The sequence below is a fragment of the Streptomyces sp. MMS24-W38 genome, from assembly GCF_059889265.1.
In genome coordinates this window covers 6,424,843-6,439,453 of the sequence record NZ_JCBCPP010000001.1, presented here as the reverse complement: position 1 = coordinate 6,439,453, position 14,611 = coordinate 6,424,843, and the positions used below count along the sequence as shown (strand labels likewise).

Sequence of the window (14,611 nt, the reverse complement as noted above, 5' to 3'; positions counted from 1 at the left end):
CAGTGCTCACGCACGAGCGCCCTCCCAGGCCGTCCTTGGGCGGTGAAAGGGCGCTCAGCAGTGACCAACGCCGACAGGTGCCGACAGCTCGGCAGTAGGTCAGGACGTTGATCGATGAGGCGGCCGCTGGTCACGGCCGCCGGTGATCAGTGCGGTGTCCCGTCGGCCTGGGAGGGGGCAGAGGAAACCAGGGGCGGTTACGGGCTGCCCCGCGATTGATCTTGGGGCGTGCTGGTCCGGGGGTTCGGCGGGCTGGTGGTTCAGCACTCGCTGGTCGGCCCGTTACTCGTACCGGTACTTCAGCGAATCCGCCTCCGCCTGCTCGATGTCGGCGATCGTCAGCTCCGGCATCCGCAGCTGGGCCAGCGTCACCTCGGCCGAGGTCGGCTGCGCGTCCGCCGGCAGCCACTGCTCCGGCTTCCAGGCCCCGCTGCGCAGCAGCGACTTGGGGCAGTGCGGGTAGACCTCCTCGATCCCCAGCACCAGCGCGCTGGCCGGCGGCTTGCCCACGGCGGTCAGCTGCGACAGCAGCTCCGGGCGGGTGGAGACGACAGCCCGGCCGTTCACCCTGAGCGTCGTGGTGCGCCCCGGGATGACGAACAGCAGCCCGGCCCGTCCGGTGGCGACGACGTTCTGCAGGGTGTCCAGACGCTTGTTGCCGGTCGCGTCCGGTATCGCCACCGTCCGTGCGTCCAGGACGGAGACGAACCCGGCGGGGCCTCCGCGCGGGGAGACGTCACAGTTGCCCTCGGCGTCCGCGCTGGCGACCAGGACCAGCGATGAGCATCCGATCAACTTCCGGGTCTGTTCGGTGAGTTCGGTCATCTGCTTGCGCACGGCCGCGTCGCTGGGGAGTTCGTAGGCCCGGCGCAGCGCCTCCTGGTCGGGCACGGCGTCGAGGCGGAGCGAGTCGAAGGCACTGCCGGCAAGGGGTGTCGTCATGCCTCCGACCCTAGTGGGCCGACCTGCGATTGATCTTGGTCGGTGAGTGCGGGGACATAGAGGCACCCGCGCGAGTTGTCTGGTGTGTGAAGACCAAACAGGCCCGCGCGGCCATGTCCCATCCTGCCTTCTGCGGGCTGTCGCGCCAACATCTGGGCGAGTTGGTCGCAGAACTCGCTCCGCGTTGGGTGGCGCGCTGTGAGTCCGGGCGCCATGAGCGACGTGAGGGCGACCGTCGGCGGGAGGCGGGGGCCGGGCCGAAGTACGAACTGGTCTTCACCGACCGGCTCCTGGTGACACTGGTCCATCTGCGGACCGGGCTCACCCATGAGGCGTTGGGCGTGCTCTACGAGGTGGGGTCTTCCACGATCGGCCGGGCGATCCGGGAGGTCCGCCCGCTGCCGGCGGACCGTGGGTTCGCCGTTCCCGACCGGCCCGGCATCCGGCTGCGGACCCTGGAGGACGTGTTCGCCTATGCCGAGGCCGAGGGCGTCACCTTGCGGATCGACGGGATGGAGACCCAGGTGCGCCGCCCACACGCGGGCCGTCCCGGCCGGCGGGCCTTCGTCTCCGGCAAGCGCAGGCAGAACACCGTCAAGACCACCACGATCAGCGATGGTCAGGGCCGCACCCTGTGGTCCGGGGCCCAGCGCCCAGGTCGGATGCACGACCAGACCGCCGTGCGCACCGAGGGCATCGCCGAGCAGTTCCACCGGCACCCCGGCGTGAAGGCCGAGGTCGACGACGGCTACCGCTGCCTGGCCAACGAGTTCCCCGACCAGGTCAGCGCCCCGCCCAAGAAACCGAAGGACATGAAGGCCCCGAACGAGGGGCCGGTCACCGAGCGGTACGGCTGGCGCGAGATGAAACGCCGCCAGTCCTCCCGCCGGATCTGCGTTGAGCACGCCAACGCCGAAGTCCGGCAGTGGCGCCCGCTCCAGCGGTACACCGGCCGCCGCGAGACCTATGGCGAGACTCACCTCGCCATCGCCGCTCTGGTCTCCGACCGCGCCGCCAAACGGCCCACCCGGCACAAACCCAGCACCGAGCTGGTGCACGTTCGCATCAAGGCCGGCTGAACCACGACCCAGCCGAACCCGCAGGCCAACACGCCCCAAGATCAATCGCGGGGCAGCCCGTTAGACCTCGAGGTATGCCACGACCACCACGGTGCGAAGCGCCGTGACCCAGTACACGAGGCGTACGCGCTCGACTTCATCGGCGTACTCGCGCAGCTGGGGACCGGCGGTGTCGCCGGGGATCGGCTCGCCGACGTCGGGGTCGACGGAGACGACGACCAGGGCGCGGTCCAGGGCGTGGATCTCCGCCTCGCTGGTCAGGTTCTCCAACTGCTTTGCGGCGGAGCCGGAGAAGGCGATCCGGGCGCGGCGGGCCGTGCGGCGGGGCCATCAGGCGACGGCCGGGCGCTGGCGAGCGAGCCGGGCGAGGTGGGCCTCGCGCAGCTCCTCCCACGGGGTGCACTGCTCGGGGTCGGGCAGGCCGTGGGTGGCGATGTCCTCCAGCACGGCGGCGAACCGGTCGGCGTCGGCGCGGGTCTTGGCCGCGCACGCGCGCAACCCGTCGGCGGCCGCGGGCTCCAACTGCTGCCGGGCCGTGTCGGCGGGGGCTGGCTGTTCGCTCATCGAGGGGCTCCCGAGGGCAGAACTGGCGTTGTTCACCACGGCATCGCCGGGCAACCGGGCCGGGGAGCACTCCGGAAGAACCCGGCCCACGACTGCGTTGTCTTCTGACGCTGAACCTGGAGCGATTGCCAAGGAAGGCGGATGGTAGATGGGTCGCACATCCGTGCGACCCATCTACCATCCGCGGCCAACGTGGGCGTCGGCGGCGCCGGTTATTGGCTGCGTGGCCGCGGTACTACTTGCAGATCGTGATGTCGGTGAAGCTGATGAGGAAGACGTGAGGGGCGTCGCCCTCGTCGAGGTGGTGGCTGGCGCTGGCCCAGGCGTCGGTGAGGCGGATGCGGCGCGAGCCAACTGTCACGCTTCCCTCGAACCCGCCCGCGACCTGCATAAACATCTGCCAAGAACCGCCCGGCGTGACAACGTGACAGCCCCTGGCAACAGCGGCCGAAGGTCGGCACGCCCCGCGCGAAGACGGTCCGCGTACGATGACCAACTCGAGGGGGTGGTGGCATGGCCATGAGAACGCACCGGTGGTACGCGGCGACCGCGGTGGCACTGTTGCTGAGCGGCTGCGGAGGCGCGCCAGAGAGCGACAGCACAACCGGCAAGGCGGCGGCACTCACGAAGGAACAGGTCGGCCAGACGCTGCCGGACGGCGAGGTCATGACGGGCTGGAAGCAGTCCTTCCAGCCCACAGCCGTCGAGATGAACAAGCTCTACCGCTCGCGGGCATGCCCCATCAAGGGCAACGCCGGCTGCGAGAACTCCCGCTTCTTCGGCGCCGCGACCTTCCGGCGCGAGGACCCCTTCGCCTCCGTCACCTTCCAGGTCGTCGCCTACGACAGCGAACAGGCGGCCCAGGACGCGTACGACGTGCTCTGGGACGGCTACTACTGCAACCAGGCCAGCCAGACGGGCCAGAGAGCCAAGACCTTGAAGCTCGGCCCGATCGGTGACGAGCACGACGCCCGGCTCGGCACCTCCGGCTTCCACGGCGAGCCCGGCGCCGTGACCCAGACCCGGGTCGGCACGACGCTGTTGTGGACCATGGAGTCTGCCGCGCACAAGGGCGACATCGACGAGGACAGTGTTCGGGGCCTGGCCACGATGCTCGCCAAGCGATCCCAGCAGGCCCAGAACGGCAACGAACCCTCCGCCGCGCTCAACGGCTGACCGCACGGCCACCTCAGGCCCCGTGCCGACCAGCTGTCGGTGCCCGCCTCGTCACTGGGGACGACCTGGGAGCCTGGGAGACGGGCCCGTTCCGAGCGGTGTCATGCTCACCCAGCGTCACAACCACGGGTGTCACGTACATTTCACGCCGCCCGTCACGCTCGCTGCCGACCGCGTGACAGCAGCCGCTCAAATGCCCGAATTGACCGCGCCCTGAAGCCGGAACACCCCCGGAGCCCTCATTCAAGACCGTTTTCACGCGACAGCGTGACACCCCATGCCTGAACATCACGCTCCGTACGGAGCGTATACGTTCCGCACTGCTCCCGGGCGTGCGTGAGGTCGGACCCCGGCTGTCACTCCCCCCGCTCGGAATCCGGCCTGGAGGCCCCTGCGGGCACCAAGAAACGGGCAAACGGGCACGTATTCGCAGTGGCGTGACATTTTTCCGGGGGAGCGTGACACGGCCTGGGAGAGGTCAGCTCGCGTCGGAGCGGGCGCGGGCGAGGAACACGGCGAGGGCTCTGGCGGCTTCGGGTTCGCTGGTGGAGAGCCGGGCCGCGAACGCCAGCTGGTCGACGCCAGCGTCGGGGATCAGGCGGGCAAGTTCGGCGAGCAGCCCGGCATGCACGAGGACCGGTGGCGGAAGAAGGCCGGCGGCGGCCTCGCGGGCGGCCGGGGCGCGGTAGCGCCCGAGGTGCGCAGCCAGGGCGTGGGCGAGCCAGGCGTCGACGTCGGCCTGGACGCACCCGCCGGCTCGCCGGGTCAGTTTGTCGCGCACGACTTCGTCCCCGTCGCGGGGCTCTGCCTGTTCCAGCGTGCCCAGCTCGCGCAACGCCTGGAGTTCGTCGGCGCGAGCGGCGATCCGCTGCGCCTCGCGTACGGCGCCCGCTCGATCGTCTGCGCCTTGCTCAACTGCCCGTACCGGGCCGGCGTGGACAGTCGGTTCACCGGCACCCGGGACAGATCGATCCGGCCCAGCGCGAACGCGGAGATCTCCTCCACCCGCTCCATCGCCCGGACCATCGCGGTGCCCGTCGTCTTCGTCGGCGGCGTACGCAGCCGCTCCAACTCCGAGACCCGCTTGCCCTCGGGCACCACCAGCAGCTCCGCCAGCGCCGGATCGGCCCGGTCGGTGGCACGGGCCACCGCCTCATACAGCCGCCGCTCGGCCGCCGTACGGGCCTCCGACACCTGCCGGGCTAGCGCCCCCCGTAACGGGTCTGCCCCTGCTCGAAAGAATGGCCCAAATGCCCAACATGGCAGGGCACCCAGGCCACTTCAGATGGCGGGGTGGCGCGGCCGCACACCGGACTGCAACGGGCGACTAGCCTGCAGAACAGAGGCCGGTGCTCGGGCAGAACACAACCCCCGTGTAGTTGTAGCCGGTCCGTATGGTCACGGGATTTGGGTCGGGCGGAAAGTTGACGTATGAACCCGCGTCAGCTGTAGCGCTGAAGTGGACCGTCGTCCCGATCGGGAAGCTCGCAGTGCAGGTACCGGTCGGGTCGGGCGCCGGGTCACCGGCGTACGGATCCCACGCCGAAGTGTGGCAGTTGATCCCGGCGGGGTTGCTGATGAGGGTTCCACCGCCCCAGCCGTCGCTGACATACGCGTTCAGTCGAGCGGTGGACTGAGCCTCAGCCGGGGCGACGAAGCCGATCGCGGCGGCCGTGGCGAGTGCGGTGATGACTCCCGTCGCGCGCCAGGCGCGGTTTCTGTACTTACTCATGGGCGGCCCCTCTGATCGAATCTGATCGAACCGACCCCTTGCGACTAGGCTATTCGCCCCCTTGGGGACCCACAAACCGGGCAGGTTCGCCGTCACCGCCGACGGCGGTTGCTCTCAACGGCCGCAGGCACTGTGTTCACGGGAGACCGGGTTGTCCGGAGGCGTTGAGGATGATCCTTTGGAGTGGACACTCTGGCAGTGGATCTTGATGGTCCAGGGAGGGATGTCCAGGTGGGACGCAAGTCTCCGTATCCGGAGGAGTTCGGACAGGACGCCGTCGCGCTCTACCGCGCCGCGGGTGGCAAGCGGACGTACGCGGCGGTGGCCGCGGATCTCGACATCACCGCGGAGTTGCTGCGGACGTGGGTCCGCCAGGACGACCTCAGAGCGTGTGCCACCTCGCCCAGGCGGCCAACTCTTCCCGGGCCGCGCGCAACAGGGCCCGGAGGGAGCGGTGGCGCCGCTGGTGACGAGCGCGGCGTGCGGGCTCGGGGTCGTCGCTGTGAGCAGAAGGCGGCGGGCGTCGGGCCTCCGGGTTTGGGTGCGACGGCCGAGGACTTCCGGAGAGGAACACCCGGGCCGTCTCGTCCCCTGGTGTCAGCGTCGGCCTGTTCGCCGCCGATGACGAACTCTCGGGGCCGGGTGACGATCGCGTGGGGGCCACAACGAACCGTTCTCCGCTGAAGCCGGACGGAGCCGTCGCAAGGGCTCCTGGACGCCTGGTCACAGCCAGCCGGAGCGCTGTGCCTGCAGGGCCATCTGGAAGCGGTTCGCGGCGCCGAGACGGGCCATCAGGATCTGGAGGCGGCGGAACAGCGTACGGCGGCTGATGCCCAGTTCGCGGGCGATGACGTCGTCGGTCGCGCCGCCGGCAAGGAGACGCAGCAGGCGACGGTCGGCGGGTGGGAGGCCGACGGGGCCGGTGGCGTGGCCGTGGATGGGGAGGGCGTTGTGCCATGCCTGCTCGAACAGGGCCACCAGGGCGGAGAGCAGGCCGCACGGCTGCACCACCAACATGGTGTTGTGCACGTCCGCTTCCTTGATCGACAGCGACACCAGTGCGTACGCCTCATCGATGATCAAGAGCTTGACCGGCACCGACGGCAGCACCCTGGCCTGCTCGCCCGCCTCGATGCAGGGTTCGATGACGTCCTGCAGGTGGCCGGGGTGCTCCAGTGACTCCCGTGAGTAGACGACGCGCTGCGTCACCCCGCGGGCCAGCGTCGCCAGGGCGTCGTCGGTGGCTCCGGCCAGAGGGGCGTACGGCGGGGACTCGAACTGCCGGATCTGCTCGCGGGCGCTGGCCCACGCATGACGCATCCTCGGACCGATGGCTTCGCCGGTGACGACCTCGACGAGGTTGTCGTTGTACGCGGCGAGCCGCTGGCGCCGGAACGACTCGAACGCGCCTGTGACGGCGATGCGCGACTCCTCGAGCTCGGCCGCCCGGTGCCGGGCGAGGATTTCCAGGCCCGCGGCGGGCGGCACCGGGGCCACCGTGTCCCCGTCCTCGGCTGCGGAACTGGCCAACCCGGCGTCGGCCAGTTCTCCGTAAGCCGCGGCGAGATCGGTCCCGCCCAGCCCGGCCGCCGCGCCGATCGCGCTCAGCGGAGCGGGAGCCAGCTCCAGCAGGGCCAGGTAGACCCGGCACGCCGTGTGATCGAGCCCCAGCCGCCGGAGGGCCTCGCCGAGTTCTGCGTTCGCCATGGGGCACATTATCGATGCTTTCCGCCCGGGCCCGTGGCCGATCTGTGCCACTGGCACTGTTCGGCCCCAGCGTCCGCCGCGAGGCGGTACCGTCCGGGAGCCGCCGCCAACCGGCGGCAGCGAGGGAGCCCGGAACCCCACCGGGCGGGGGCCACCCTGCCCGGACGGTGCGCTTGCCGGCCCTCGCCGCCGAGACATGGGCTTCCTTGGGAAGCACATGTAAGCCCAACGGAAAAAGGTGCACGACGTGGCGAAGCGCCGGAAGAACGGCCTCTACCCGGAGATCTCCGCAGAGCTGTCCGCCCTCATGCGGACGGGCTGGGCGGACACCGAACGACACGACCTCCAGCTCGCCGAGCAGGCCCCGCACGCGGCCCGCCGCCGCGCCGCGCTCTCCGCGCGGTTCCCCGGCGAACGCCTCGTGATCCCCTCGGGGAACCTCAAGGTCCGCTCGAACGACGACACCTACCCCTTCCGTCCGTACTCGGGCTACGTGCACATGGCCGGCGACCAGGTCCGGGACGGCGCGCTCGTCCTCGAACCCCGCGCGGACGGCGGCCACGACGCCTACTGCTATCAGCTGCCGCGGGACAGCAGGGACGACGACGAGTTCTGGACGGGCGCCCACGCGGAGCTGTGGACGGGCCGGCGCCGCTCACTCGCCGAGTCGGAGCGTGTACTCGGCCTGCCGTGCCGCGACGTGCGCACCGCGGCTGCCGACCTGGCCGCCGCCTCCGGAGCACCGACGCGGATCGTCCGTGGGATCGCCCCCTCCCTCGAGGCCGCCGTCACCACCGACGCGGGGCGGGACGCCGAACTCGAAGAGGCGCTCAGCGATCTCCGCCTCGTCAAGGACGCCTGGGAACTCGGGGAACTGCGCAAGGCCGTGGACTCCACCGTGCGCGGCTTCACCGACGTCGTCGCAGAACTCTCCCGGGCGATCGCGTCGTCGGAGCGGTGGATCGAGGGCACGTTCTTCCGCCGGGCGCGCCTCGAGGGCAACGCCGTGGGCTACGGCTCGATCTGCGCCGCCGGCGAGCACGCCACGATCATGCACTGGACGGACAACGACGGCCCGGTGCGCCCGGGGGACCTGCTGCTGCTCGACGCGGGTGTGGAGACGCACTCCCTCTACACCGCCGACGTCACCCGCACGCTTCCGATCAGCGGCACCTTCACGCCCCTGCAGCGCGAGATCTACGACGCGGTGTACGAGGCCCAGGAGGCCGGCATGGCGGCGGTCAAGCCGGGCGCCCGGTACCGCGACTTCCACGAGGCGGCCCAGCGTCACCTGACGGCACGGCTGGTCGAGTGGGGTTTCATCGAGGGTCCCGTCGACCGCGCGTACGAGCTCGGCCTGCAGCGCCGCTTCACCATGGCCGGCACCGGTCACATGCTGGGCCTGGACGTCCACGACTGCGCGCAGGCCCGCACGGAGGACTACGTCGACGGTGTGCTGGAGCCGGGCATGTGCCTGACCGTCGAGCCGGGCTTGTATTTCCAGGCGGACGACCTGACGGTGCCCGAGGAGTGGCGCGGCATCGGCGTCCGGATCGAGGACGACCTGGTCGTCACCGACGACGGCCACGAGAACCTGTCGGCGGCCCTGCCACGCGCCGCGGACGAGGTCGAGGCATGGATGGCGCGCTTCTCCGGCTGAGTGCGGCGGTGGCGTCGTCGGTGCGCCAGTGCGCCGGGTGTTCGCCGTCGCCCTCGGTGATGCAGGGGCCCTGGAAACATCGCCGGATGGGTTCTCAGCGGCGCCGAGACTCCCACCGAGCGCCAGGGCGAGCGGCTGCCGGGACTGGCTCGACCCGGTGCCGGACGTCGGCTACGGCCGCGGCTGTTCCGGGCGGGCCACGAGAACCTCGACGCCGTCGGCCTGGAGGGCGTCGAGGTCGGAAGCCGGGATACCGGAGTCGACGATGACGAGGTCGAAGGCGGTCACGGGGGCCAGCTGGTAGAGGCCGCGGCGCCGGAACTTCGTGTGGTCGACCAGAAGGACCTTGCGTGCACAGGCATCCATCAGGGCCCGCTTCACCGCCACCGTCTCCTGCGACTGGTGGTAGCAGTGGCCACGGGTGATGGCGGTCGTGGAGGCGAAGAGCGTGTCGGCGCTGAGACTGGTCACGGCGTCCACGGTGCGCAGGCCGAGGAAGGCGTCGTAGGCGGGGTAGTAGGTGCCGCCCAGGGAGATGAGCTCGATGCCCGGGCTGTCAGCCAGTGTCTGGGTGACGGGGCCGAAGTTGGTGATGACGGTCAACGGGGCATGCCGGTCCAGGAGACGGGTGAGCGCCAGAGCCGTCGTACTGTCGTCGATGACGACCGCTTGCCCGGGCTTGACCAGAGGCAGGGCAGCGCGGGCGATGGCGTCCTTCTCCGCCGTCATGGCGCGGGCGCGGTGGCGGACGTCGCCGTGGAAGGCGGTCGAAGGCTGAGCGGTCGCGCCCCCGCGGACCTTTCTCAGCCAGCCCCGGTCCTGCAGGTAGTCGAGGTCCCGGCGGATGGTCATGGTGGTCACGCCCAGCTCGTCGGCCAGCTGATCGATCCGAACGAATCCCCTGTCCACGACGCGGCCTTTGATCCGCTCCCTCCGTTCGCGGGGTTTCCTGCCGCTCGTGTCGGCCGGCTGCCGGTCCTTTGCTCCCATAGAGGCTCCTGTTCATTTTCTGTGAAGTGAACATCTCCGGACCTGCCCCCTTCGCCTCGTTCGTCACTCCTTCCGGAGAGGCCGCCCGCGCATCTGCCGGCGCCGTCTCCGCGCTTCGGAACGATGACCATCGGCCGGACTCCGCATCCCGGGCAGGGCTCCGGCAAAGTCGTCGGTCATGCGGTCAGAAGAAGGCTGACGGGGCGGTCGGTGTCGCGGGCGTGGTGTCGTAGGGCGGCGGCGATGTTCTGGTGGCCGTGGAGGCGGAGGAGGGTGATCGCGGTGTTGCGGATGCCTGCCATGACGCGGGGTGCGTTGCCGGTGCGGACCTGGGAGCGGTCCTCGTCGAAGGTGACGTCGCGGACCCAGTGCAGGCGGTTCTCGATCTCCCAGTGCGACTGCACCCATGTGGCCAGCAGCTCCGGGGGCGCGGTGCGGGCGTCCGCGCTGGTGATCAGGTAGACGATCTCGACCGTCCGTGTGCCCTTCCTGGTGACGGTGCGCCGCAGCTGGGCGACCTGCGCGGCCCCGGTGAAGTCGATCCAGGCGGGGACGGCGACGGCCTTGATCGTTCGGGTGGCGCGGCGCCCGTGTCCGCGGTCCGTTCTGGTGACAGCAGGTATCCGGGCCCAGGGCAGAGCCTTGAGCCGTGCGTACAACGACTTCTGATTGGCCTTCACGGTCAGGACGTAGTCGGCGCCGGCCTCGGTCACGAGTGCCGCGGTGGCGTGCTGGGTGTGCAGCGCGTCCATCGTGACCACCGCCCCGTCCAGGTCGAGGGCATCCAGCAGTTCTCTGGCCGCGGGGATCTCGTTGCTCTTCTCGCGCACGGCGACTTGGCCCAGTACCGCTCCCGAACCGTGCGCGAGCGCGGCGACCAGATGTGGGGCCGGGGCGTCACCGCCGCGTGCGCCCCGGACGGTCTTGCCGTCGATCGCGATGACCCGCCGGCCCGCGACCAGCGAGGCCCTCGTCGCCGCCCATGTCCCCAGGAGCGCGTCGAGGCGGTCCGCGTCCAGCCTCGCGAACAGGCGCCGCAGCGTCGACTCGTCCACCGAGCCTCGCACCAGGCCCAGCTGTTTCACGGCTACCGCTCCGGCGTCCCGGGCCCACTCCCCGATCGCCGTGAAACCCCGCGCTCCGGCCATCACCGCGCACACCGCGACCGCGATCAGAGCACTCACCGGGTGACGGACCCCGCGCCGGCGGCGCGGATCGGGCATCCGGCCGAGCAGGTCGACGAGGAGCTCGCGCTCCGGGACGGGCGTGCGAACAGGCACGCAGATGCGAGACGATGGCATGGCGCGGGCGTTGTTCCCTGGTCGGACGGAAGGCGTAGGAACCTCCATCCAACCGGACCGGAACACGCCCGCGCACCTCACCCACCCGCAAAACCACACGTCACAGGGCTACCAAACGACTTTGCCGGAGCCCTGGCATCCCGGGCCCCGCACGCCGAGCGAACATCGAAGGGTGGAGAAGCAGCACGGCAATTGTTCAATTACTGCGGTCTGTTGACGTAAATGAAACATCTGAGTTTCCTGAACGTTGCCCTCGGTGTCCACGAGCAGGGAGTCGACATGAGAAGACCGGCACGTCTTGCTCTCACCGGGATCCTCGCCGTGGGCACGCTCGTATCGTGCGCGGAGGAACCCGCCACGACCGGCTCCGGCGGCGTGGGCAAGGTCGCCTTCCTGATGCCCGACCTCGCCTCCACCCGGTACGAGCAGTACGACGCCCCCCTGTTCAAGAAGCGCATGCGTGCGCTCTGCCGGGAGTGCGGGGTCATCTACCAGAACGCCGACAGCGACGCGTCGTTGCAACAGCAGCAGGCCAACTCCGCGATGGCGCAGGGCGCCAAGGTCATCGTGCTGGACCCGGTCGACTCCGACTCGGCTTCCACCATCGTGCAGACGGCACATTCCCAGGGCGTCAAGGTGATCGCCTACGACCGCCCGGTGTCCAAGAAGCCCGCGGACTTCTATGTCTCGTTCGACAACGAGGCGATCGGCGAATCCATCGGCCGGTCGCTGGTCGGCCATCTCGAGGAGACGGGAGCGAAGGGCGGACTGCTCCAGGTCAACGGCTCTCCGACCGACGCCGCTGCCGGGCTGATCAAGAAGGGCATCCACAAGGCTGTCGACGACAGCGGGTTCGACCTGCTCGCCGAGTACGACACCCCGGACTGGTCACCGGAGAAGGCGCAGCAGTGGGTGAGCGGGCAGATCGCCCAGTACCCCGGTCGGATCGCCGGTGTGGTGGCCGCCAACGACGGCACCGGGGGCGGGGCGATCGCGGCCTTCAAGGGCGCCGAGGTGAAGGTCCCTCCGGTCACCGGCAACGACGCCGAGTTGGCGGCGGTCCAGCGCGTCGTCTCGGGCGACCAGTACAACACCATCTCCAAGCCCATCAAGACGGTCGCGGAGGCGGCGGCGGAGGCCGCCCATCAGCTGATGGAGGGTGAGACGCCCGAGGCGGACTCGACGCTCTTCGACACGCCTTCGCAGCTGTTCGAACCGACGGTGGTGACGCGGGAGAACCTCAAGGAGGTCGTCTTCGGCCCCGATGGGGTGCTCAAGGCCGAGGACGTCTGCACCCGCCCGTACGTCGACGACTGCCGGCGTCTGGGCATCGAGTAGCGGTGTCCCGTCCCGAGTGAGAGAGGGTGCCCATGGCAGGCTCCGCGATCCCCGGAACGGCCCCCGTCACGCCCCCTGGAAACGACGGGACCGGCGTGCTGTCGCTGAGGGGTGTGAGCAAGCAGTTCGGCGCGGTCGCCGCGCTCAGCGGGATCGACCTCGACGTCGCGGCCGGCGAGGTGGTCGCCGTGGTCGGGGACAACGGCGCCGGCAAGTCCACCCTCGTGAAGATCCTGTCGGGGGTGTACGCCCCCGACGCGGGGACGGTCTCCTTCCACGGCAGGGAGGTCTCGTTCGATTCTCCGAGCGCCGCGCACGCGCTGGGCATCGCCACGGTCTACCAGGACCTGGCACTGTGCGAGAACCTCGACGTCAAGGCGAACCTCTTCCTCGGCCGGGAACTCCGGCCCTGGATGCTGGACGACGTCGCCATGGAGAAGCGGTCCCGGGAACTGCTGCGTGAGCTGCGGGCCAGGATTCCCACGCTCGACGTCCCGGTGGCCGCTCTCTCGGGCGGCCAACGGCAGACGGTGGCGATCGCCCGGGCTCTGCTCGGCCGGCCGGAGGTCGTCCTGCTCGACGAACCGACGGCCGCCCTCGGTGTCGCGCAGACCGCCGAGGTGCTCAACCTCATCGAGCGGCTGAAGAGCAACGGGCTCGGCGTCGTCATGATCAGCCACAACATGGAGGACGTCCGGGCGGTCGCCGACCGGGTCGCCGTGCTCCGGCTCGGCCGCAACAACGGTGTGTTCGACGCCCGGGAGGTCTCCTCCGAAGAGGTCGTCGCCGCGATCACCGGCGCCGCCGACAACGCCGTTTCGCAGCGTGCCGCGCGCCGCGCGGCCATCTCTCGGGAAGAGGAGGAACAGCCGTGACCTCTCTCGGTTCTCCGGTGGCGGCGGCCCACGACCGGCAGGACGAGCCTCCGGCGGCACGGCACGGTTTCCGCGACAGCGTCCGAGGTGCGGTCCGCCGGGCCCGGCACGGCGACCTGGGCATGCTGCCGGTCGTCGCCGGTGTCGTGGTGATCTGGACGATCTTCCAGTCGCTGAACCGGACCTTCCTGTCCAGCACCAACCTGGTGAACCTGGCCTTCGACATGGTGTCCCTGGGGGTGATCGCGCTCGGCATCGTGTGCGTCCTGCTGGTCGGCCAGATCGACCTGTCGGTCGGCTCCATGAGCGGTGTCGCCGCCGCGACCACGGGCGTGGTGATGGTCCGTCACGAGCAGTCGGTGTGGCTGGCGGTCCTGGTGGCGGCCGGCGTCGGCGCGCTGAGCGGCTGGCTCTACGGGCAGGTGCTCAACCGCTTCGGTGTGCCCAGCTTCGTCGCCACCCTGGGCGGCCTGCTGGCTTTCCTCGGCGCCCAACTCTGGCTCCTGCGGGGCCAGAACGCCATCAACCTGCCGTACGACTCCGCCCTGGTGAAGTTCGCCCAGGTGTGGTTCGTCCCTGATGCGCTGGCCTACGCCTTCATGCTCCTGGCGGCCGGCGGCTTCCTCGCCGTCGGCCTGGCCCGTGCCCGCAGTCGCCGCCGTGCCGGGCTGTCGTCCGTCTCGCCGCGGTGGCTGGCGGTGCAGTCCCTCGCACTGGCGGCGGCGCTGCTGTTCGCGGTGTACTACCTGAACCGCACCCGCGGTGTGCCGTGGATGTTCGTGCTCTTCGTCGCCCTGGTCCTGGTCCTGCACTACGTCCTCACCCGGACCCGACTCGGCCGGTCCCTGTACGCGGTGGGCGGCAACGCGGAGGCGGCCCGCAGGGCCGGGATCGACGTACGCGCCGTGTACACCACGGCGTTCGTCATGTGTTCCACACTCGCCGCGACCGGTGGGGTCCTGGCCGCCGCCCGTCTCGCGGCGGCGAACCAGAGCACCGGCACCGCGGACGTGAATCTCAACGCCATCGCCGCCGCGGTGATCGGCGGGACCAGCCTCTTCGGTGGCCGTGGTTCCGCCTTCGCCGCCCTGCTCGGCGTCCTCGTCATCCAGTCGATCTCCAGCGGGCTCACCCTGCTCAATCTCGATTCCTCGTACCGCTTCGTCATCACGGGCTGCGTGCTGCTGGTCGCCGTCGCCCTGGACTCCGCCGCCCGCCGCTCCCGGCAGGCACACGGAAGGGGCTGA

15 protein-coding genes and 2 pseudogenes are annotated in these 14,611 nt (G+C 70.3%); 7 read left to right on the top strand and 10 right to left on the bottom strand.

Annotated elements, in window-relative coordinates:
* Positions 1-282 precede the first annotated feature (282 nt).
* Positions 283-942: an MSMEG_1061 family FMN-dependent PPOX-type flavoprotein gene (locus tag AC6F7H_RS28185; protein ID WP_500759948.1), complete on the bottom strand. Its 660-nt coding sequence runs from the start codon at positions 940-942 to the stop codon at positions 283-285.
* Between the two features lie 113 nt (positions 943-1,055).
* Here AC6F7H_RS28185 and AC6F7H_RS28180 point away from each other — a divergent pair, with 113 nt between their 5' ends.
* Positions 1,056-2,021, top strand: a complete 966-nt coding sequence (locus AC6F7H_RS28180) for a transposase (RefSeq protein WP_500762097.1) — start codon at positions 1,056-1,058, stop codon at positions 2,019-2,021.
* A gap of 60 nt (positions 2,022-2,081) precedes the next feature.
* Here the strand turns inward: AC6F7H_RS28180 and AC6F7H_RS28175 are convergent.
* From AC6F7H_RS28175 to AC6F7H_RS28165, 3 genes and pseudogenes are all read right to left on the bottom strand, one after another.
* A pseudogene (locus tag AC6F7H_RS28175) lies at positions 2,082-2,352 on the bottom strand (hypothetical protein).
* Positions 2,352-2,585, bottom strand: coding sequence for a hypothetical protein (locus AC6F7H_RS28170; protein WP_500759947.1), 234 nt, complete (start codon positions 2,583-2,585; stop codon positions 2,352-2,354). Before AC6F7H_RS28170 ends, AC6F7H_RS28175 begins: the two are co-directional and overlap by 1 nt.
* A 235-nt stretch (positions 2,586-2,820) precedes the next feature.
* On the bottom strand, positions 2,821-2,946 hold the full coding sequence (locus AC6F7H_RS28165) for a hypothetical protein (RefSeq protein WP_500759946.1): 126 nt from the start codon (positions 2,944-2,946) through the stop codon (positions 2,821-2,823).
* Positions 2,947-3,104: 158 nt separating this feature from the next.
* On the opposite strand from AC6F7H_RS28165, the gene AC6F7H_RS28160 reads away from it, so the two are divergent.
* The gene (locus AC6F7H_RS28160) at positions 3,105-3,761 is read left to right on the top strand and encodes a hypothetical protein (protein WP_500759945.1); all 657 of its coding nucleotides are present in this window, start codon (positions 3,105-3,107) and stop codon (positions 3,759-3,761) included.
* A gap of 478 nt (positions 3,762-4,239) precedes the next feature.
* On the opposite strand, the gene AC6F7H_RS28155 is transcribed toward AC6F7H_RS28160, so the two are convergent.
* The 3 genes and pseudogenes from AC6F7H_RS28155 to AC6F7H_RS28145 form a co-directional block, all read right to left on the bottom strand.
* On the bottom strand, positions 4,240-4,542 hold the full coding sequence (locus AC6F7H_RS28155; protein WP_500759943.1) for a hypothetical protein: 303 nt from the start codon (positions 4,540-4,542) through the stop codon (positions 4,240-4,242).
* Positions 4,543-4,628: 86 nt separating this feature from the next.
* Positions 4,629-4,967: pseudogene (locus AC6F7H_RS28150) on the bottom strand (Tn3 family transposase); the annotation flags it as partial.
* 121 nt (positions 4,968-5,088) lie between these two features.
* Positions 5,089-5,493 carry a hypothetical protein gene (locus AC6F7H_RS28145; protein WP_500759941.1) on the bottom strand — a complete coding sequence of 135 codons (405 nt, stop codon included), beginning with the start codon at positions 5,491-5,493 and terminating at the stop codon, positions 5,089-5,091.
* Positions 5,494-5,676: 183 nt separating this feature from the next.
* Between AC6F7H_RS28145 and AC6F7H_RS28140 the strand changes: the two genes are divergently transcribed.
* Entirely contained in the window at positions 5,677-6,177 is a 501-nt protein-coding gene (locus tag AC6F7H_RS28140) for a transposase (RefSeq protein WP_500759940.1), read from the top strand.
* Between the two features lie 39 nt (positions 6,178-6,216).
* Here the strand turns inward: AC6F7H_RS28140 and AC6F7H_RS28135 are convergent, their stop codons facing one another.
* Positions 6,217-7,200 carry a helix-turn-helix transcriptional regulator gene (locus AC6F7H_RS28135; RefSeq protein WP_500759938.1) on the bottom strand — a complete coding sequence of 328 codons (984 nt, stop codon included), beginning with the start codon at positions 7,198-7,200 and terminating at the stop codon, positions 6,217-6,219.
* A 247-nt stretch (positions 7,201-7,447) separates the two neighbouring features.
* Here AC6F7H_RS28135 and AC6F7H_RS28130 point away from each other — a divergent pair, with 247 nt between their 5' ends.
* Positions 7,448-8,860 carry an aminopeptidase P family protein gene (locus AC6F7H_RS28130; protein WP_500759937.1) on the top strand — a complete coding sequence of 471 codons (1,413 nt, stop codon included), beginning with the start codon at positions 7,448-7,450 and terminating at the stop codon, positions 8,858-8,860.
* Positions 8,861-9,031: 171 nt separating this feature from the next.
* Here the strand turns inward: AC6F7H_RS28130 and AC6F7H_RS28125 are convergent, their stop codons facing one another.
* Positions 9,032-9,850: a DeoR/GlpR family DNA-binding transcription regulator gene (locus AC6F7H_RS28125; protein ID WP_500759936.1), complete on the bottom strand. Its 819-nt coding sequence runs from the start codon at positions 9,848-9,850 to the stop codon at positions 9,032-9,034.
* A 176-nt stretch (positions 9,851-10,026) separates the two neighbouring features.
* Complete coding sequence (locus AC6F7H_RS28120; protein ID WP_500754596.1) at positions 10,027-11,151, bottom strand: ISAs1 family transposase; 1,125 nt, start codon at positions 11,149-11,151, stop codon at positions 10,027-10,029.
* A gap of 279 nt (positions 11,152-11,430) precedes the next feature.
* On the opposite strand from AC6F7H_RS28120, the gene AC6F7H_RS28115 reads away from it, so the two are divergent.
* From AC6F7H_RS28115 to AC6F7H_RS28105, 3 genes are read left to right on the top strand one after another with little or no spacing between them, the layout of a single operon-like run.
* A complete protein-coding gene (locus tag AC6F7H_RS28115) occupies positions 11,431-12,489 on the top strand; it encodes an ABC transporter substrate-binding protein (RefSeq protein WP_500759935.1) in 1,059 nt (352 codons plus the stop codon).
* 32 nt (positions 12,490-12,521) lie between these two features.
* Positions 12,522-13,364, top strand: coding sequence for an ATP-binding cassette domain-containing protein (locus AC6F7H_RS28110; RefSeq protein ID WP_500759934.1), 843 nt, complete (start codon positions 12,522-12,524; stop codon positions 13,362-13,364).
* Positions 13,361-14,611 carry a sugar ABC transporter permease gene (locus AC6F7H_RS28105; RefSeq protein ID WP_500759933.1) on the top strand — a complete coding sequence of 417 codons (1,251 nt, stop codon included), beginning with the start codon at positions 13,361-13,363 and terminating at the stop codon, positions 14,609-14,611. The genes AC6F7H_RS28110 and AC6F7H_RS28105 overlap by 4 nt, the downstream gene beginning before the upstream one ends.